Origin of the sequence: Mesorhizobium sp. M0960 (genome assembly GCF_040319055.1) — a bacterium.
In the GTDB taxonomy this organism is placed as follows: Bacteria; Pseudomonadota; Alphaproteobacteria; order Rhizobiales; family Rhizobiaceae; genus Mesorhizobium.
In genome coordinates, this window is record NZ_JAMYNN010000010.1 from 116,407 (window position 1) to 135,651 (window position 19,245).

General features: G+C 62.6%; 18 protein-coding genes and 1 pseudogene. 9 read left to right on the forward strand and 10 right to left on the reverse strand.

Features of this window, described 5'->3' with window-relative positions; genetic code table 11:
• Positions 1-97: 97 nt before the first annotated feature.
• A complete protein-coding gene (locus tag NKH63_RS19155; RefSeq protein WP_352494933.1) occupies positions 98-889 on the forward strand; it encodes an SDR family NAD(P)-dependent oxidoreductase in 792 nt (263 codons plus the stop codon).
• Between the two features lie 11 nt (positions 890-900).
• Here the strand turns inward: NKH63_RS19155 and NKH63_RS19160 are convergent, their stop codons facing one another.
• The gene (locus tag NKH63_RS19160; RefSeq protein WP_352918408.1) at positions 901-1,500 is read right to left on the reverse strand and encodes a LysE family translocator; all 600 of its coding nucleotides are present in this window, start codon (positions 1,498-1,500) and stop codon (positions 901-903) included.
• Between the two features lie 53 nt (positions 1,501-1,553).
• Here NKH63_RS19160 and NKH63_RS19165 point away from each other — a divergent pair, with 53 nt between their 5' ends.
• Positions 1,554-2,462, forward strand: coding sequence for a LysR family transcriptional regulator (locus NKH63_RS19165; protein ID WP_352918410.1), 909 nt, complete (start codon positions 1,554-1,556; stop codon positions 2,460-2,462).
• Positions 2,463-2,517: 55 nt separating this feature from the next.
• Here NKH63_RS19165 and NKH63_RS19170 read toward each other — a convergent pair.
• Together NKH63_RS19170 and NKH63_RS19175 are read right to left on the reverse strand one after the other, a co-directional pair.
• Positions 2,518-3,137 (reverse strand): annotated as a pseudogene (locus NKH63_RS19170) (dihydrofolate reductase family protein).
• 151 nt (positions 3,138-3,288) lie between these two features.
• Entirely contained in the window at positions 3,289-4,656 is a 1,368-nt protein-coding gene (locus NKH63_RS19175; RefSeq protein ID WP_352483177.1) for an Nramp family divalent metal transporter, read from the reverse strand.
• A 236-nt stretch (positions 4,657-4,892) separates the two neighbouring features.
• Between NKH63_RS19175 and mntR the strand changes: the two genes are divergently transcribed.
• The gene (gene mntR, locus NKH63_RS19180; protein ID WP_023678308.1) at positions 4,893-5,348 is read left to right on the forward strand and encodes a manganese-binding transcriptional regulator MntR; all 456 of its coding nucleotides are present in this window, start codon (positions 4,893-4,895) and stop codon (positions 5,346-5,348) included.
• A gap of 34 nt (positions 5,349-5,382) precedes the next feature.
• On the opposite strand, the gene NKH63_RS19185 is transcribed toward mntR, so the two are convergent.
• A complete protein-coding gene (locus NKH63_RS19185; RefSeq protein WP_023719352.1) occupies positions 5,383-7,431 on the reverse strand; it encodes a hypothetical protein in 2,049 nt (682 codons plus the stop codon).
• 206 nt (positions 7,432-7,637) lie between these two features.
• Between NKH63_RS19185 and ypfJ the strand changes: the two genes are divergently transcribed.
• The 3 genes from ypfJ to NKH63_RS19200 all read left to right on the forward strand — a co-directional run bounded on the left by ypfJ (position 7,638) and on the right by NKH63_RS19200 (position 11,233).
• Complete coding sequence (gene ypfJ, locus NKH63_RS19190) at positions 7,638-8,558, forward strand: KPN_02809 family neutral zinc metallopeptidase (protein ID WP_023719351.1); 921 nt, start codon at positions 7,638-7,640, stop codon at positions 8,556-8,558.
• A gap of 152 nt (positions 8,559-8,710) precedes the next feature.
• On the forward strand, positions 8,711-9,976 hold the full coding sequence (locus NKH63_RS19195; RefSeq protein ID WP_023719350.1) for a TCR/Tet family MFS transporter: 1,266 nt from the start codon (positions 8,711-8,713) through the stop codon (positions 9,974-9,976).
• Positions 9,977-10,285: 309 nt separating this feature from the next.
• Positions 10,286-11,233: an alpha/beta fold hydrolase gene (locus NKH63_RS19200; RefSeq protein WP_352763224.1), complete on the forward strand. Its 948-nt coding sequence runs from the start codon at positions 10,286-10,288 to the stop codon at positions 11,231-11,233.
• Positions 11,234-11,286: 53 nt separating this feature from the next.
• On the opposite strand, the gene NKH63_RS19205 is transcribed toward NKH63_RS19200, so the two are convergent.
• From NKH63_RS19205 to carA, 3 genes are all read right to left on the reverse strand, one after another.
• Positions 11,287-11,409, reverse strand: a complete 123-nt coding sequence (locus NKH63_RS19205) for a helix-turn-helix domain-containing protein (protein ID WP_352483216.1) — start codon at positions 11,407-11,409, stop codon at positions 11,287-11,289.
• 20 nt (positions 11,410-11,429) lie between these two features.
• Positions 11,430-11,591, reverse strand: coding sequence for a hypothetical protein (locus NKH63_RS19210; protein ID WP_023719348.1), 162 nt, complete (start codon positions 11,589-11,591; stop codon positions 11,430-11,432).
• Between the two features lie 346 nt (positions 11,592-11,937).
• The gene (carA, locus tag NKH63_RS19215; protein WP_352483182.1) at positions 11,938-13,152 is read right to left on the reverse strand and encodes a glutamine-hydrolyzing carbamoyl-phosphate synthase small subunit; all 1,215 of its coding nucleotides are present in this window, start codon (positions 13,150-13,152) and stop codon (positions 11,938-11,940) included.
• Between the two features lie 307 nt (positions 13,153-13,459).
• On the opposite strand from carA, the gene NKH63_RS19220 reads away from it, so the two are divergent.
• The 3 genes from NKH63_RS19220 to NKH63_RS19230 all read left to right on the forward strand — a co-directional run bounded on the left by NKH63_RS19220 (position 13,460) and on the right by NKH63_RS19230 (position 15,856).
• Complete coding sequence (locus NKH63_RS19220; protein WP_023719346.1) at positions 13,460-13,909, forward strand: GatB/YqeY domain-containing protein; 450 nt, start codon at positions 13,460-13,462, stop codon at positions 13,907-13,909.
• 267 nt (positions 13,910-14,176) lie between these two features.
• Positions 14,177-15,088 carry an arginase family protein gene (locus NKH63_RS19225; protein WP_352918411.1) on the forward strand — a complete coding sequence of 304 codons (912 nt, stop codon included), beginning with the start codon at positions 14,177-14,179 and terminating at the stop codon, positions 15,086-15,088.
• Positions 15,089-15,298: 210 nt separating this feature from the next.
• Positions 15,299-15,856: a GNAT family N-acetyltransferase gene (locus NKH63_RS19230; RefSeq protein ID WP_023719344.1), complete on the forward strand. Its 558-nt coding sequence runs from the start codon at positions 15,299-15,301 to the stop codon at positions 15,854-15,856.
• 2 nt (positions 15,857-15,858) lie between these two features.
• Here the strand turns inward: NKH63_RS19230 and NKH63_RS19235 are convergent, their stop codons facing one another.
• From NKH63_RS19235 to NKH63_RS19245, 3 genes are all read right to left on the reverse strand, one after another.
• Positions 15,859-17,040, reverse strand: coding sequence for an MFS transporter (locus NKH63_RS19235; RefSeq protein WP_023719343.1), 1,182 nt, complete (start codon positions 17,038-17,040; stop codon positions 15,859-15,861).
• A 128-nt stretch (positions 17,041-17,168) separates the two neighbouring features.
• The gene (locus NKH63_RS19240; protein WP_352483185.1) at positions 17,169-17,378 is read right to left on the reverse strand and encodes a DUF2061 domain-containing protein; all 210 of its coding nucleotides are present in this window, start codon (positions 17,376-17,378) and stop codon (positions 17,169-17,171) included.
• 123 nt (positions 17,379-17,501) lie between these two features.
• On the reverse strand, positions 17,502-19,166 hold the full coding sequence (locus tag NKH63_RS19245; RefSeq protein ID WP_352483186.1) for a Na/Pi cotransporter family protein: 1,665 nt from the start codon (positions 19,164-19,166) through the stop codon (positions 17,502-17,504).
• Positions 19,167-19,245: the final 79 nt, after the last annotated feature.

A 19,245-nucleotide genomic window follows, 5' to 3' on the forward strand; every position in this document is an offset into this window, starting at 1 on the left:
TCGATAGTGGCATATGCCATTAATCGATCTGCCAGTCGAAGCAAGGGTGTTGCGCTGCGGCACCGGCATTTGGGATCGAACCAGAAGGAACAAGACAATGAGCAATCAGGACAAAGGCACGGCGGTCGTCACCGGCGCCTCTTCCGGCATCGGGGCGGTCTATGCCGACCGGCTCGCCGGCCAAGGGTATGATCTGGTGCTGGTGGCGCGGCGCGCCGACCGGCTGGAGGAATTGGCGGAGAGGCTCCGCTACGCGTATGGCATCAAGGTCAGCGTCATCAGCGCCGACCTGGCCGACGACGCCGATCTGCGACGGGTCGAACAGGCGATATCAACCGACGACAGCGTGACGCTGCTGGTCAACAATGCCGGCCTTGGCGGCGCGCAGGTGGTGGCAACGGCCGACGCCGATGTCGCCGAGCGCATGATCAAGGTCAATGTGGTGGCGCTGACCCGGCTGACGCGCGCGGTGCTGCAGGGACTATTGGCGCGCAACCGCGGCGCCATCGTCAACATCGCCTCGGTGCTGGCCTTCGACACCTCGTTCGGCGGCATCTATAGCGGCACCAAGGCCTATGTCGTCAACTTCACCGAGGCCCTGCAGCGGGAAGTCGCCGACAGCAGTGTAGCCGTACAGGTCGTGCTGCCGGGGGCCACGCGGACCGAGTTCTGGGAAGTCGCCGGAAGCGATATTGCCAATGTGCCCCAAGAGATTGTCATGACTGCGGACGATCTGGTCGATGCCGCGCTTGCCGGCCTGGCCAAGGGTGAAGCGTTCACGGCACCGGGTCTTGCCGATGTTGCCGGGGTGGATGCCTTTCTTGGCGTCCGACAAGGCTTCTTCGGTAGCCTGCTGGCCGGCAAGCCGGCGGCACGCTACGCTGCCTGAAATAACTGGTCTTACGCTGTCCGCCACATCGGAATGATCGAGGCGGCCAGCAGCAAGCCAAGCACGGCGTTGAGGATGCGCCACTGCCGCTCGGTTCGCAGCAACCGGGCGAGCAGCGTGCCCGCCACGCACCACGCCGCCAGCGATAGCGCCGCGGCAAGGCCGAAGACCGTGCCGAGCAGCAAGGCGAGCTGCAGTGGCCCGCTGGCGAGCGCGGCAAAAGATGCCGCCGCTCCCAGCCCCATGGCCCAGCCCTTTGGGTTCATCCATTGCAGGCCGGCGCCGCCCAAAAAGCTGTTCGGCTTTGCCATGGTCACGTCCAGATTGGGCGGGCCGCTGCGGCCGATCTTGAGGGCAAGCCATACCAGATAGAGGGTGCCGGCTATTTTCATTGCCAGTTGCAAAGAAGGGGCGGCGGCCAGCAGACCGGCGAGCCCGGCAGCACCTGCCGCAGCCACCGTGGCCAGGCCGGCCGCACTTCCGGCCATCAGCGGTATAGAGCGGCGAAAGCCGAATTGCGCGCCGGACGCCGTCGACAAAGTCGTGGCCATGCCGGGTGTTGAGGTTGAGACCAGTGCAAACAGGACGAGGGGAAGGACGGTTTCAAACATGCTGCTTCCTTTGAAGCCTGCACGGTAGGCTGTTTGGCTCATCAGTAAATGCAATGTTTGCGATGACGCGCATTAGCAAATATAATGGCCAGATGCTCCGCAACCTCGATACTGCTCTGGTTCGAACCTTCGTCACCGTTGCCGACAAGGCAAGCATGACGGCGGCGGCCAACGCGCTGCATTTGACGCAAGGTGCCGTCAGCCAGCAGATCAAGCGTTTGGAAGAGGTTCTCGGCTGCAGCCTGTTCGAGCGCGACCGGCGTGGATTGCGGTTGACCCGATCCGGCGAGCGATTATTCGGCAAGGGCAAGCGCCTGCTTTCCCTCAATGACGAGATCCTGGCGGAGATGGCGGGCGATGCGGTTGCCGGTCAGGTGCGGCTTGGCGTGCCGTATGACCTTGTCGGCACCTTGCTTGCGCCGGTGCTCAAGGCCTATGCCGAGGCGTATCCGCAGGTCGAGATTTCGCTGATCTGTGCTTCGTCGCCGGAGTTGGCTGCGGCCTTGGCGGCCGGCACGATAGAGCTCGCGGTGATCGAGGAGCCGATCGGTCGGTCGGCCGGCGAATGCCTTGTTGTCGACCGGCTGGTTTGGGTCGGCGCCAAAGGCGGCGGGGCTCGCAGCAAGCGCCCCTTGCCGGTTTCGATGGTGGCCGAGACCTGCGCGTTCCGCCCGGTGGTGCTGGAGGCGCTTAACGAGCACGGCCTGGAATGGCGCACCGTATTCGAAAACGGCAGCATCGACGCGACGACGGCGACGGTGCGTTCGGACTTGGCCGTCACCACCTGGTTGGCGTCGACCGTGCCTGCCGACCTCGATATTTTGGCCAACGATCCGGAACTGCCGTCGCTGCCGAATTTTTCGATCAATCTGCATTTGCCGAAGCACGGCCTTGCGCCGGCTGCACTGGCGTTCGCGGGCCACCTCCGCGATGGGTTGGCACGGCGACGGGAGGCGGCTTAGAAAACAGCAAAAAGGACGGCCAGTGTTCAGCCGTCCTTGATCGCCTCGGCAGCCTCTATTTCCAGTTCTTGCGCCGCTCGATCTCGGCTTCGGACGGCTGCTCCGTGGCAAAGGACCCGGTCTTGATCTCGCCGGAGCGTTCATAGCTCGCCATGATGACACCGGTGGTCGATGCCTGCGAGCGGGTCAGCTTGAAGGCGGCAGGTATTGTGCCGCTGCCGAACAGTTTTTTGCCCTTGCCCAGCACCAGCGGGAAAATCAGCAGGCTGATCTCGTCGATCAGGTCATTGGCGAGCAAGGTCTGGATCAGCTCGCTCGATCCCTGAATGAGCAGGTCCGGGCCGTCCTCCTGCTTCATCCGGCGCAATGTCGCCACGACGTCGCTGCCGAGCGGCTGGCTGTTTTGCCAGGACAGCGTATCTGGCCTGTGCGTCGCCACATATTTGGTGACGGCGTTGAAGCTGTCGGCGATCGGGTCATTCTTCTGATAAGGCCAGTGGGCGGCGAAGATGTCGTAGGTTTTGCGGCCGAGGAGCAGCGCGAACGGTTTTGAAAACGTCTCGCCCATGGCGGCGCCCATCACATCGTCCCGCCGACCGGGTCCTCGTGCGGGCCGCCGGGCGCTTGCATGACGCCGTCGAGGCTGACGAATGTTGCGGCGATGATCTTCCTCATTGGAGCTCCCTTTCCCTGATCCGTGCCGTCATGGCCGGACTTCGAGCCAAGGACGGGCGAACGGACATTTGTCCGACAGCGGCCGGCAAATTTCCAGGGCTGGAAGGGCGGATGACTGCCGACCTTAGTTGCGTCAGTTTGGAGCAGACGCTCAGCCCAGACCGACGACCGTATCGTAGAGCAGCTTGAAGTTGAGCACCAGGATGAGGGCGGCAACCACCCAGGCCAGCACGGCGACGGCGCGGGAAATGGCGAAATTGCCCATTTTGCGCTTGTCCGAGACGAACTGCACCAGCGGGACGACCGCGAAGGGAAGCTGCATCGACAGGATCACCTGGCTGAAGACCAGCAACTGGCCGGTGCCCTTCTCGCCATAGAGGGCGGTGACGACCACCACCGGGATGATGGCGATGCCGCGCGTCAGCAGGCGGCGCGCCCATTGCGGGATGCGCAGCCGCAAGAAGCCTTCCATCACGATCTGGCCGGCCAGCGTCGCCGTCACCGTCGAGTTCAGGCCGGAGGCAAGCAGCGCCACGGCAAACAGAATGGAAGCAATGCCGAGGCCGAGTAGCGGCGACAGCAGCTCGAAGGCCTGGCCGATCTCGGCGACGTCATGATGACCGGTGCCGTGGAACGCCACCGCCGACACGATCAGGATGGAAGCATTGACGAACAGCGCCAGTATCAGCGCGATGGTCGAGTCGGTCGTCGCCCATTTGATGGCGTCGCGCTTGCCGCGATCGGTGCGCTCGTAGGCGCGGGTCTGCACGATCGAGGAGTGCAAATAGAGATTGTGCGGCATCACCGTGGCGCCGATGATGCCGATGGCAATGTAAAGCATCGCCGGATTGGTGACGATCTCGGACGACGGCACGAACATGGCGTGCAGGATGGAGCCGACCGGCGGCGCGGCGGCAAAGATCTGAATGGCGAAGCAGCCGAAGATGATAATCAAAAGCGCTATGATGAAGGCCTCGAGGAAACGGAAGCCCTTGTTCATCAGCAACAACAGCAGGAAGGCATCGAGCGCGGTGATGATGGCGCCGCCGATCAGCGGAATCCCGAACAGCAGTTGCAAGGCGATCGCCGTGCCAATGACCTCGGCCAGGTCGCACGCTATGATGGCCAGTTCGCAAGCGACCCACAGCATGAAATTGACCGGCCGCGGGTAATAGGCGCGGCACGCCTGCGCAAGGTCACGGCCGGTGGCGATGCCGAGCCGGGCGGCGAGCGCCTGCAGCAGGATCGCCATCAGGTTCGACAACATGATAATGAATAGCAGCGTGTAACCGAACTGGGCACCGCCGGCGAGGTCGGTCGCCCAATTGCCCGGATCCATGTAGCCGACCGAAACCATGTAGCCCGGCCCCACGAAGGCGAACAGCCGGCGAAGCCAGATCCCCGAGTGCGGCACCGCGATCGTTGCGTTGACTTCGCGAAGGCTGGGCTGCTCGTCGTCTTCCGGGCGGGCAAATCGCCACATGGATCGGGGGGCTGAGGTGGCTTCGGCTTCCGACATGAAATGGCTTTCCACTGGAACGATCGATGTTGTCTCCTTATCTATGCCACGGCTGAACATTATGCAATATGCTATATTTCATTGTTCATGCTTTTTCGTGTGCCCACTTGACGGTGCGACCGGAACGGCAGTGAACGCCGGTTGCGCCGGCCACCGAATGGAAATAAACGGCCAGAACCAATAGGGTTCCGTGTTATGACTGCAATGCCGATTCAAACTGCCGGGAGGAGCGCGTATTGGCGCTGAAGAAAAGACCGGTTCCTCGCGAAAAGCCGCTGCCTGACGCAGAAATCCACTCGGAAGGGTTCCGGCAGACGCGTGAAGCGCGCCGCAGCGCGCTGGTCGAGGATTATGTCGAGCTCATCGCCGACCTGATCGAGGACGGCAACGAGGCGCGCCAGGTCGACATCGCGGCACGGCTCGGCGTCGCCCAGCCGACGGTGGCGAAAATGCTGACGCGGCTGTGCGCAGACGGGCTGGTCTCCCGGAAACCCTATCGCGGCGTGTTCCTGACCGATGCCGGGCGGAAGGTTGCGGAAGAGAGCCGCATTCGCCACCAGACGGTCGAGGCTTTCCTGCGCTCGCTCGGCGTCAGCGCCGAGACGGCGCGCATCGACGCCGAAGGCATCGAGCACCATGTCAGCGCCGAGACGCTCGAAGCCTTTCGCAAGGCAATAATCGCCGCCCGCTGATTGATCGAAGCGATATGCAGTGCGACTGACCTGCTCACTCGTTCGTATCCTGCACCCAGTTGCGCGGGTGACCATCGACGCGAAACTGGAAGATGAAATAGGGTGGGATGCAAGTGCCCTTGCCGGGCTTTGCTTCCGGCAGATCGTCAAAACCGGCGGTGCAGATATAGTCCTCGCGGCAGGGATGGGCCTTGTCGCAAGCACGCAGGCCAGCGGTCTTGGTGAATTCCCTGGTGCAGAATTCGTGGTCCTTGCCGGAGCCTATGCAGTCGTTGAAGCCGGTCTTGGCGAGGCGGCCGCAGCTTGCCTCGTCGGGCAGCTTTTCGCAGGTCGCCTTGCGCAGCATGCCGCCGGGAAAGCCGCCAGTCTTCTGCTCGGGATTATCGTAACGCTGGCGCGCCGCGCCATAGCCGGCGAGCTTTATCGGCGGTTTTCTGTCCCTGGCCGGGTCGATGGCGCAGGCCTTCGCGGTTGCCGGTGACAGACGGCAATATTGGTCGTTGCCCCATTTCGACATCCTGATCTCGCCGAACTCCACCGGATCGCCGACTGCGGTGCCGGCCTCGCTGACGCAGGTACCAAAGCCCGGATGGATGGCGCTCTCGTGGACCCCGGCGCAACGCAGGCCTTCGTCGCAGGTCCAGTCCACGAAACTTGGGTCGGCGCCGCGATAGCAGATCGAGCCCCATCCATTGTAGAGATCGGTGCCTTTCAGCGCTTCGGCGTATTTTGCCTCCGGACGGCCGGCAAAGCCGCGGCTGAAATCCGGGTGTCTGCCAGCGGCGAACGACTCGACAATGGCGCGGCGGCGCGGCAGGTCGGCAAAAAACACAGCCGAGCCCGGCACGAACACCGCGTTGCGGCGCGGTTCGCTGGCCGGGTCGGCGCCGGTGTAATGGAACCCGGCGATGCCGTGCGTCTGGTGACAGCCGGTGCAGGTCATCTCGTTGAGGCGCAGATTGAAGCCGGCCACCGATTTGACGGTGCGAAGCGTATTGCCCTTTGCGACATAGTCCTTGAGCGCTTTGTCGATAGCATCGTCGTCGAGCAGCCCAAAAGCCAAATTGTTTTGCGACCGGCTCATACCGCCGGGTGCCACCGAAACCGCGGTGGTCGCGAGGAATTTTTCGTCGATCACCAGGCGGCCACGGTCGAGATCATAGATGTTGCGATCGGTGAGCAGCCATCTTTCGAAGGTTTGCCTGTCGGCCAGCACCAGCTTGCGGTCGATCTGGTTCTCCATTTTCGCTTCCTGGAAAATGGCTTTGGCCGGGTCCCACTTGAATATCTTCAACAGATACTCAGCGTGGCCGCCGAAATCGCGCCGGCTCGAAGCCGATAGGCGCACGACCTGCATGTTGAGCTCGAGCCGCATGATCTGCGAAGAATTCAACATCGCGCTGGAAAGCGGGCCTTCTTCCGAGCGCAGCCAGGCCGCCAGTTGATCCGGCTCCAGATTCTTCTGCCCGGCGACAAGCCAGCGCTTCGCCACGTCCGCGCAGGAACCGTTAGCCGAGCGCGGACGGTCCTTCGAGGCGCGAATCTGTGCCGAAGCCGGTATGGCGTTGAAGACCAGGCTCAGGGTCAGCGGCAGGCGCGACGAGATGCGTTGCCCAGGCTTCTCCTCGACCGAATAGTGGAAGCGGTAGATCAGCCTGATCTCGCCGCATTCGGTGTGGCCGAGATAGCCGCGATCCATGCGATTGACGATGCCGGTCAGGTCCAGCGTCGAACCGTCGTCGTCGATGTATTTCGGATTGAACTTCTGGGTGATGTCTTTCGAGTTTGCCAGAGCGGTTACATAGGAGTCGGGGCTGTTCCTTGGTTCGTCTACGATCTGCTGTTTGACGGCGTTGCGGACCGGGCTCAGCGCGCGCACCGAAAACAGCCCGCGATTGTCGACGTCGCGTGTCAGTCCGAGCGCTGGCCCAAGCAGACGGCTGATCGATAGCCCGCCGCGCTCGAGCGCCTGCAAGGTCTCGGGATCGGTGATTGCGACACTGGAATCGAGAGTGACGGCGCTGGCCGGCACGGGGCCTAGGCAAGACAATGCCGCAAACAGCAACAGAACCCGCCCGATCATCCGCAAGCGCCCCCTCGCTTCCACAGCCACGGTGGATGCTACAGACCTTGCGACGTCTAAGCCAGAGCAGACCCGCGTCAGCCGGCATTGCTTATTAGCGCGAAAAATACTGTGACTTGGCGTAACCATTGGGATAATTGTTTGCTGGGTTGGAACCGGCCAGGACATCGGCGGGTTGATTGCAAACATGCATCACGGGGGTTGCCATGCTCTGGAAGGGCCGTCGTCAGAGTGACAATGTCGAGGACGAGCGCGGCCAGAGCGGCGGGCTTGGCGGCGGGCCGGGGCAGTTTCGCATCCCGATCGGAGGTCGCGCCGGCGGCGGCGGCATGTCGGGCATCATCATCGTAGGATTGATTTTCCTGGCAGGGTGGTATTTCGGCTTCGACCCGAGTCAGATACTCGATAACAGCGGCTTGCAGCCCGGCGGCGGCGGCCAGATCACCGACAATAGCGGCGAGCAAGGCGGCGGTACCGGTGCGCCGGCCTCCGACGAGATGAAGCAGTTCGTGTCGACCGTGCTGGCCGAGACCGAGGATACCTGGACTGGTATTTTCCAGTCCGAGGGCCTGACCTATCAAGATCCAAAACTGGTCCTGTTCAGCGGCCAGATTCGCTCCGCCTGCGGTTCGGCCTCGTCAGCGGCCGGACCATTCTACTGTCCCAACGATCGCAAGGTCTATCTCGATACCACCTTCTTCCAGCAACTCGATCAGCAGTTCGGTGCCTCGGGCGATTTCGCACAGGCCTATGTTATTGCGCATGAGGTCGGCCATCACGTGCAGAACCTCGTCGGCATCCTGCCCAAATTCAACCAGATGCGGCAGAATATGAGCGAGGCCGACGCCAACCACATGTCGGTGCAGGTCGAGCTGCAGGCCGACTGCTTTGCCGGCATCTGGGCACATTTCACCGGCCAGAAGGGCATTTTGGAACAGGGCGACATGGCGGAGGCATTGAACGCCGCAAAGCAGATCGGCGACGACACGCTGCAGAAGAAGATGCAGGGCTACGTCGTGCCGGAAAGCTTCAACCACGGCACGTCGCAGCAGCGGCAGGCCTGGCTGGCGCGAGGCTTCCAGAACGGCAAGCTTTCGGACTGCGACACGTTCAACAATCCGATCTGAGCCGACGGTTTTCTCGCGAATCCGAGAGACTGGATAGCAGTCAGGGGATGTCAGGATGAAAACACCCTGCCCGTTCCCTCATTGTTCCCAGCGATGTGTTCGCCTATAAGGTGCGTTCGCCTTCGCCCCGGGCGGCCCGAGGAGATACCATCATGATAGACCCCAAAACCGCCAGGCGGGGCCTTGCGCTTGTTTTCACCACCCTGCTGCTCGACATCATCGGCTTCGGCATCATCATGCCGGTGCTGCCGGCCTATCTCAGAGAATTGACCGGCGTCGGCATCAGTGAGGCGGCTATCGAGGGCGGCTGGCTGTTCTTCGCCTATGCGGCGATGCAGTTCATTTTCGCACCAGTGATGGGCGGGTTGAGCGACCGGTTCGGACGACGGCCGATTCTGCTCGCCTCCGTGCTGACGTTTTCCATCGACAATCTGATCTGTGCCATCGCCTGGTCCTATCCGATGCTGTTCATCGGGCGTGTGCTGGCCGGCATTTCCGGCGCCAGCTATTCCACGACATCGGCATTCATCGCCGATATCTCGACCGACGAGAACCGTGCGAAGAATTTCGGCCTGCTTGGCATCGCTTTCGGCGTCGGCTTCGTCATCGGGCCGGTTCTGGGCGGGTTGCTCGGCACGTTCGGGCCGCGCGTGCCATTCTATTTCGCTGCCGGGCTTGCCTTCGTAAACTTTTTGATCGCGCTGTTTCTGTTGCCGGAAACGCTTGATAGCAAGCATCGTCGCCGCTTCGAGTGGAAACGCGCGAACCCGGTCGGCACGCTCGTCCAGATGCGCAACTACGAAGGCATCGGCTGGATCGGGCTTGTCTTCTTTCTGATGACGCTGGGGCACATGATGTATCCTGCGGTCTGGTCGTTCGTCTCCAGTTATCGCTATGGCTGGAGCGAACAACAGATCGGCTTCTCGCTCGGTGCCTTCGGCCTGTGCGGGGCTATCGTCATGGCGACGGTCCTGCCGCGCGTGATCCCCAAGCTCGGTGAGTGGAAGACGGCGGTAATCGGTCTGGCATTTACGGCACTCAGCGCCTTCGGCTACGCATTCGCGTCGCAAGGCTGGATGATCTATGCAGTGATCGTCGTCGGCTGCCTCGAGGCGTTGGCCGATCCGCCGCTCAGGAGCCTTGCCGCCGCCAAGGTGCCGCCTTCGGCACAAGGCGAACTCCAGGGCGCGATGACGTCGATCTTCTCGATCACCTCGATCATCACGCCGCTGCTTTATACGGCGATCTTTTCCTGGTTCACGGGGCCGAACGCGCCCGTGACCTTCGGCGGCGCACCCTACCTGCTCGGCGCGATTTTCCTGACGCTGGCGCTCATCGTCTTCGTCACGAAAGTAGCCAAGCCGGCGGCGCTCAGAAACGTCACGTCCGGCGTTGCTGAAGACGGAGCACAGATATGAGCCATGACGGCCGCATCGCCCTGACCAAGGACGGGCTGTGGAGACAGATCCGGCCAACGAAATGCCCGTCACACTGGTTCTTCGGGAGCCTTCTTCTCTTTGCGCGACTTAAACAGACCGGTTGACCGGTTTTAATGGCTTCATTGAAAAAAAATAGGAATGAGGGCAACAACGCAACTCCGGTAATCGCGCAGTCCGCCTCGAGGCATTCGCGCCGCATTTTGTAACTCTGACCATTCGAACTCCCGCCCTAGTTTACGTCAGAAGCAACAAACGCGGGGCCTGGATCGAAGAGGAGAGGAGAGCAACATGTTGAACCGGATACTTCATCGCGCGGCGCTCATGGCTGTGGCTGTCTGCGCGGTGCTCGTTGTAGTGGCGGCTCATGCGGCGCCTGCTGGACGGGCAGGTCAGGTGCCGCCCGGGTTCACCTCGGCCAAAGCCGCGGTGAACGGCAGCAGCATGCACTACCTGCGTGGCGGGCACGGACCAGCCCTTATCCTGGTGCATGGATTTCCGGAAGATTGGAACGAATACCAGGCCGTCATGCCGAGACTGGCGCAACGCTTCACCGTCGTTGCCGTCGACCTGCCGGGCATAGGCCGCTCGGAGCCTGCCAGGGGCGGCTATGAAGCCGCCAATCTTGCGGCGCAGATCCATGGGCTTGCCGACGCTCTGCATCTGGAAAAACCCTATGTGGTGGGTCACGACCTCGGCGGCATCGTCACCTATGCCTATGTCAGGCGCTTTCCCGACACGCTGCGCGGTGCGATGATCCTCGATGTTCCGATGCCCGGCATCGACGGCTGGGACAAGGCGATGTCGGGCACGTGGCATATCGGTTTCATCCAGGCGCCCGGCGGCCTCGCCGAAAAGGTGGTTCCCGGTCGGCAGGCCGCCGTGCTTGGCTGGTTCCTCGACTTCGGCAAGTTCACCAGGCAGGAACGCAAATACTATTTTCGCATCTATCGAGCGCCTCAACTGCATGCCGCGTTCGAGATCTACCGCGCCTTCCCCAGCGATGCCGAATGGAACGCCGCCCAGACGGCGCCGAGCACCGTTCCGCTCGTCATCGCCTTCGGCCAGAAGTCCCCCTTTGTTGCGCTGCTGCCGACCTTCCTCGCCGGCTACCGCGCCAAGGGCATGAGCCATGTCGAGCGCGCCGAGATCCCCGATGCGAGCCACTATGTGCTGGCCGACAATCCTGATGCGGTTGCCGAGCTGATTGAGAAGCGGGCGGGCGCCGGCGCGCCATGACCGGGATCAGCTAAAACCAAGGGAGAAGAAGCCGCAAACCAGTGTAGCATCACCTAGTGCTCAATCCATTCGGTTGGAATGTCGAGCGCCTTGACCAGCATTGCACCTGTCTGCGCCGATGGTTTGCGGCGATTGGACCCCAGGTCCGACAGAAAACCCTGGCTGACGCCGATCATGGCCGCCAAATCGGCTTGCGTCAGCCGCCGCCGGTTGCGCAGCGCCTTGAGCCGGCTGGAGCCCGCAAGATGTCCATGGTCACGTCCGCGGGCAGTGCCTTTTCCGCTCGGAGATCGGCCTTACGCTCGTCGTAGATCGCCGCATCGGCAGCGTCTTCCAGAGCTTCTTCGGCGGCACGCAAAAGGATCTCGTAGTCCCCTTGGGATAGCGACCAGCTCCTCACCGGTTGGGGTCTTGATGATTTGCGGGGCGTTCATGGTGTTCTGTCCTACTATGGCCGACGGGTAGGTTGTCGTTTCGCGTTTGCCGACATAGACCGCAAGGATCGTGGCGCGGTCTTCGTCAAACATGACTCGGTAGCGACCGATCCGAAGTCTGTAACCTTCCCTGCCGACGAGGCGCTTGGTATCTCCGCGACCGCCGACTGCGTAAGAAATCAGACTTTCTGAGACCTGCTCGCGGACGTCCGGAGGCAAGTTGTCCAGATCACGCGCCGCCGATATGTTATAGCTGATGCATCGGCTTGGTCAGCGCTCGGCCAGTGCCGGTTCGCCACGCTTTTCGCGGATCAGGTTGACGAAGCGGCGGAACAGATAGTGCGAATCCTGCGGGCCGGGCGAGGCTTCCGGATGATGCTGGACCGAGAAGACCGGCTTGCCGGTGAGCGCGATGCCGCAATTCGAACCGTCGAATAGCGAGACATGGGTTTCCTCGACGCCGCTCGGCAATGAGTCGGCGTCGACGGCAAAGCCGTGGTTCATCGAGACGATCTCGACCTTGCCGGTGGTGTGGTCCTTGACCGGATGATTAGCGCCGTGGTGGCCCTGATGCATTTTTGCGGTCTTGCCGCCCAGCGCCAGCGCCAGCATCTGGTGGCCGAGGCAGATGCCGAACAGCGGGATATCGGTCTTCAACAGATCCTGGATGACCGGAACGGCGTAGTCGCCGGTGGCTTCCGGATCGCCGGGGCCGTTGGATAGAAAGATGCCATCGGGCCGCATCGCCAGGATCTCCTCGGCGCCGGTCTTGGCCGGCACCACGGTGACCCTGGCGCCGAGGCCGGCAAGCAGGCGCAATATGTTGCGCTTGACGCCATAATCGATGGCAACGACGTGCATCGACGGGTCGGCCTGTTCGCCAAAGCCCTCGTTCCAGGCCCAGGGTGTCTCGCGCCAGACCGAGGATTGGCCGGAGGTGACCTCCTTGGCCAGATCAAGCCCGATAAGCCCCGACCATGCGGCGGCGCGGCGCTTGAGGTCTTCGATGTCGAAGATACCGTCTGGGGCGTGCGCGATAACGGCATTGGGCATGCCCTTTTCGCGGATCAGCGCGGTCAGCGCGCGCGTGTCGATGCCCGAAAGTGCAACGATGCCGCGCTTCTTCAGCCACTGGTCGAGACCGGTTCCGGCGCGGTAATTCGACGGGTTGGTGACATCGGCCTTGAACACGGCGCCGACGGCGCCGGCGCGGGCCAGCGGATTGAGATCCTCGATGTCTTCGTTATTGGTGCCGATATTGCCGATATGCGGAAAGGTGAAAGTGACGATCTGGCCGGCATAGGAGGGGTCGGTGAGGATCTCCTGATAGCCGGTCAGCGCGGTGTTGAAGCAGACCTCGGCAACGGCGGAGCCGGAAGCGCCCAGACCACGGCCCTCGATGACGGTGCCGTCGGCCAGCACCAGCAGGGCGGTCGGCTTCTCGGTGGCCCAAGGGGGGGTCGATGCGGCGGTCATCGTTGCCATGGCGGCACTCCTAAAGGCTGCGCTCCTCAATCGGCGCAACAAAAAGCGCGAAGCGGCAATCTCACAGCCTCGGCGCGCTGCATGTCGTTGCCCCAAAACCGCTACGCACTTTTGGGCGACGTGCACTAGAATTCAATTCATGCAAGGCGCAGTACATAGGGGAAGGCGCCAAGGCGGTCAATGATGCCGCGCCGTACGTGCCTGGATTTATTTCGTCGAACAATATCAGGGATTTGCCGGACAGACTTGAATTTGCCTTGGGCTTTCGGCACGGCTATTGTCCGCCGCATTCGAAGGAGAAAGCACCATGCGAGGCAAAATCGCCGAATCCCTGAAGAGCGCGATGAAGGCACAGGACAAGCGCCGGCTGCCGACATTGCGGCTGATCCAGGCGGCCATTCATGATCGCGACATCGCCAATCGCGGCGCCGGCAAGGAGCCGGCCAGCGACGACGAGATCCTGCAGATCCTGGCCAAGATGGTGAAGCAGCGCGAGGAATCGGCCAAGGCGTTCGATGACGGCAAGCGGCCGGAACTTGCCGCGCAGGAGCGCGACGAGATGGCGATCATCCGCGACTTCCTGCCGACGCAACTGGGCCAGGCCGAGACGGAAAGCGCCGTCCGTTCCGCTATCGCCGAGACAGGTGCCAGCGGCGTCAAGGAGATGGGCAAGGTGATGGCGGCGCTCAAGGAGAAATATGCTGGCCAGATGGATTTCTCCAAGGCGAGCGGCATCGTCAAGAGCCTGCTTCAGTAGGGATTTTTCCCGCCTTAGCGGTGCTCATGAGACTCGAAGAGACCATCGCGAGGAGCCAGGCCAGGAGCGGGCGGAGCGGACGGCAGTTCGCACCGACATGTTCATCGCCACGGCCGCGCGAATGAACCTGTATGTTCGACGTCTGGCGTCTCACGACGGCATCGATGCGGCGAGCCGTTTGCTTGTTAGGCCTCGTGCCGATGCCGGGCGGCAACGTCTCAAGTCGAGGAGGAACTTCCTCCCTGCGGACACGTTTGCGAGACGATCATGCGAAAATGGAGCTTCGATTTGGCGGCGCGTTTGTTGAATATTGTCGGTGCGGCCACGAGTGCCGGCGCCTATTCGCCGGGTCAGGAACAGGCCCCCGCGGCCTTTCGGCGAAATGGGCTCGCAGAAGCGATCACGAACCGAGGCAGATCCATCAGGGATCGTGGCGATGTTGCATCGTTCCGATGGCGACCGGACCCTTCGCGGTCGCAGGCTATGAACCTGGAAGCCGTGCGCGACGCCTGTGAGTTGGTCGCAAGCCACGTAGCGACGGCGATCGCAGCGCAGGAAGACGTGCTTGTTTTAGGTGGCGATTGTACTGTGGAACTGGGGACGGTCGCCGGGGCGAATGCGGCCGGCGCGCGGATCGGACTCGTTTACATTGACTTCGACTCCGATCTCAACACACCTGACACGAGCGACGGCGCCTTGGACTGGACCGGCGTCGCCCATCTGCTCAATATCCATGGATGCGAGCCTTCGCTCGCGAGGCTCGGCCCGACCCGCCCGATGCTCGTGCCTCAGCAACTCCTCTATTTCGGCATCGAGAACATCACCCCGCCCGAAGCGGCCGTGATCGGAAATCACGCGATCAAGATCATATCGCGTGAGGAAGCTTTGAGTGACATCGAGGCGGCGTCGGCGCGCGCGGCCGAATGGGCGGCGCGCTTTGACTGCGTGCTTATCCACTTCGATGTCGATGTGCTCTCCTTTATCGATTTTCCGATTGCGGAGAATGTGCGCCGTTGCGACGGTCTCAAACTGGAGCAAGTCGCCTTTGTGCTAAAGCAACTGACAGCCCTGCCGCAATGGCGCGGCCTGACCATCACAGAAGTTAATCCGGCCCATGCGCCAGACGAGTCCGCAGCATTCGCACGCTTGAATGAGATGCTTGCAGACGCCCTTGGATAGTTCGAGATCCATCTCACGGTCGTTCGCGGGCAATTGGCCGGCTTGCCTCATCCAAGCGGAGCCAGCCTTATGCGCCCGGTCGCAATCATTGCGCGACATGGGCGCAATGCGGAAAACTTGGGAATTACGGTCGATGGCGGGGCAGTTTTGTCGTAGTCGCTACAGCCGCAAGCCCGCCTTTGAGGGCCGACAGCCAAAAGCTCGCGCTCAATGATCGAACTCGTCAAACCGGCGTTTGAACACCTGCCGTCCTACAAGGCGGCCCTCGAGCGCGGCTGGTCGCCGGACAATGTGCGGCTGCTCGACGCGACGCGCGAGCAGCTTGCGGCTATCGAAAAGGATCCAGCGACTTTCCTTGCCGATCTCGACGATCCTGATGGCAAGGGACCGCCGATCGTCTTGCCGGACGGTTCGACGGTGCCGCGGCTGCCTGGATTTCGGCGCTGGATCTGGGACGGGGAAGTCTCAGGCTCGATCGGCTTGCGCTGGCAGCCCGGAACCGCGGCGCTGCCATCGCACGTGCTCGGCCACATCGGCTATGCGGTGGTGCCGTGGAAACGGGGATGCGGCTATGCGACGGAGGCGCTGCGGCTGATGCTGGAGGAGGCGAGGGCGGTTGGCCTGCCCTTCGTCGAAATCACCTGCAAGCCTCACAATGTGCCCTCGCAGAAGGTCGTTCTGGCCAATGGCGGCGGGCTCGTCGGGCGTTTCTTCGAGGATGCTTCCTATGGCGGCGCGGAAAGCCTGCGTTACCGGATCGATCTGTAGCCCTATTCGGCGGCAGCCGGCAGCGGCGGCGCCGCCCGGCTCCGCCATTCCCAGACATGCGAGGCAAGCGCAACCGCGACCGCGACCAGCATGGCGATCGCGCCAACCACCGGCAAGCTGCGATAGCCATAGCCGGCATTGAGCATCGCCGCGCCGAGCGATGCGGCGAGCGCGATGCCGACATTGAAGCCTGACGGAATGAGCGACGAGGCGAGATTGGAGGCGTCCGCGGTCCAGGTCAGGATGCGGGTCTGGATCGGCGTGCCGATGGCGAAGTTGAGGCCGCCCCAGACGAAGATCGCCATCACCATCGGCAGTGGGTAAGGACTGACGGCGTAGATCGAGGCGAGCATCGCCGCCTGCAGGAATAGCATTGCGATGAGCGACGGCATCAGCTTCCAGTCGGCGAGGCGCCCGCCGACGAAGACGCCGATTGTAGCGCCGACACCGTTGAGCAGGAGCACCCAAGGTATCCATTTCTCGTCGAGGCCGGTGACCTCAAGCAGCGTCGGCGTGATGTAGGTGAACAGGCCGAACTGGCCGATCATCAGCATCAGCATCATGATGAGCGAGGTCCAGACCTGCTGGCGTGCGAGCACGCGTACCTCGCTGCCAAGGCTGACGGACGGGCTCGACGATCCTGTCTTGCGCGGCAGCAGGGCGCCGATAGCGGCGAAGGCCACCACGCCGAGAGCGCACATCACCCAGAATGTCGCACGCCATCCCCAGATGTTGCCGATTGCCGTGCCGGCCGGAACGCCGATGACATTCGATACGGTGAGGCCGGACAGGATCAGCGCCACCGCCATGCCGCGCTGGTCTTCGCGCACGAGGCCGACGGCCACCACCATGGCAACGCCGAAATAGGCGCCGTGTGCCACGGCCACCGCAATCCGCAACAGCAGCATCGAGGCGAAGTCGGGCGCCAGCGCGCAGGCCGCCTGGCCGATGGTAAAGGCTGCAGTCAGTCCAAGCAGCAGGGCCTTGCGGGAGAACCTTTTGGTGGCGAGCGCCAGCAGCGGGCCGCCGACTGCAATGCCGCCGGCATAGCCGGAAACGAGATAGCCGGCGGTTGGGATCGCGACGCCAAGGCCATCCGCCACCTGCGGCAGCACGCCGGCGATGACGAATTCGGTGGTGCCGAAGGCGAAGGCGGCAATGAACAGGGCAATGAGGGGAAGCATGGCGGGAAGGCGATCCTCGGATAAGGTGACCTCAAACCACGGATAAGGGCACCGGGCAATTCAGAAATTGGCGACGCCGCTTTAGATTTTCTTTGTCACCGGTCAGGTGCCGGCCGCGGCGGCAAGAGCTACGCGGCCGCCCTCCTTCCGTAAGGAATTTTCAGCCACGCCCGCTCATGAAGGTAGTAGAGCAGCGACTTGGTGACGACCTCGGTCAGGCCGATGGCCGCAGCGAGCTTGATGCTTCCCGTCACGACGAGCGAAATGATCATCGTGTCGATGGTACCGGTGACGCGCCAGGAAAGCGCTTTGGCGAAGCTGCGAGAATGGGTGTCCATCGACTTTCCTTCCGGTAGATCTGGCGATCTTTAGCCGACAGACAGGAGGTGGCGCAAAGGTAATTTTGCGCATTGGCTCACAGCATAGGCGAGCTTCTGAAGCTACCGGCCTGTGGACGCAATCTATCCGGCCTTCAGCCGCGAACCGGTTAGCAGGCCGCGTTCCTCAAGCACGGGATAGGCCATCGAGGCGAGCAGCGAGTTGATCTGCTTGAGGTCGCGAATGGTGTCGAGATGGATGGAGCTGGTCTCGACGCTCTTGGCGGTGCCGTCGCGCAGCCGCACGAAATGGCTCTGGCTGGTTTCCTTCTCGCGGTCGCGCAGCCGGTCCTTTTCCAGCACCAACTGGCGAGCGGTCTCCGGATCGCGGGACACCAGGACGTTGAAGGCTAGCCTGGCATTGGCAAGCACCAAGGCGTGGAAGGCGCAAAGCTCGCGCCAGCCTTCCGGCGTGAACTCCAGTCCGCGCTCGAATTTCTTCTTCACGTGGACCAGCATGTTGCGCACGATGATGTCGCCGACCTGCTCCAGCTTGACGCAGGCGCCGATCAACTCCTGGCAACGCAGGGCCTCGTCCTCGCTCAGCGGGTTCTTGGTGACCTTGGCGAGATAGAGCTTGATCGCCGCGTGCTTCCTGTCGACACGGTCGTCGAGCGCGGCCAGCGCGCTGATCTTGTCGGCGTCGGCGCTCTCGTAGAGTTCGATGATCCGTTTCAGCATGATCTCGACCGTTTCGCAGACCCGCACCACCTCGCGGGTGGCATTGGCGAGTGCTTGGCTCGGCACGTCGAGCGCACTTTCGTTGAGCGCCGAAAGCTCGATGACGTCGAGCGCGTTGGCGGGCTGGGGCCTGGTGCCCAGCGCCACGATCTTTTCCGAGGCACGATAGACCAGGCGCGCCAGCGGCAGGCCGGCGATCAGGATCAGGATGTTGAAGACGATGTGGGCATTGACGATCTGCTCGGGGACGGTGCTGCCCAAGAAGGCGACTGGCGGCTTGAACGATAGAAACAGGATCAGCATGATCAGCGAACCCATGCCGCGCATCAGGAGATTGCCGATCGGCACGATGCGAACACCGGGTTCTGCGTTGCGGGTTAGAAGCGGCGCGATGATCGAAGAGCCGAGATTGACGCCGAGCATCAGCACGATGCCGAGTTCGGGCGGGATGAAACCGCGGCCGGCGAGCGTCACCATAAGCAGCACCGCGGCGATCGAGGAATGGAACAGCCAGGTGACCAACGCCGCCAGAAGGTAGGCGGTGACCGGATCGCCCGAGAAGTAATCGACGATGAGCGGCATCAGCGTGCTCTGGCGCAGCGGCTCCGACGCCTGGCCGATCATCTCCAGCGACAGAAGCAGCAGGCCGATGCCGACCAGGATGCGGCCGAACTGGCGCCAGTCGCGCCGCTCGGTGGCCATGAACATGACGGTGCCGGCGACCAGGCAGACCGGTACCAGCAGCGACAGATCGAAGGTAAGCAGCTTGACCACCAGCGCCGAGCCGATCTCGGCACCGCGCACCGCAAGCTGGCCCGACATGCCGCTGACAATGCCGGAGCCGGCGAATGAGCCGACCAGCAAGGTAACGGCGGTCGAGCTTTGCAGCGCGACCGCCAGGCCGCAGCCGGCCAGAACCGCCATGAAGGGATTGCGCATGGTGGCGCGCAGTTTGTGGCGCAGCACATCGCCATAGGCGCGCTCGACGCCGGTCTTCACCAAACGGGTGGCAAACAGCATCAGTGCGACCGCACCGGCAAGGTGCAGCAAAACGACCGAGCCGCTCATGCCCGACCCCGCAACCCGACCGGTATCAGCGACGCGGGCGCCGTGACGTCACGAGGGCAAAAGTGGGCGCGAATCGTGG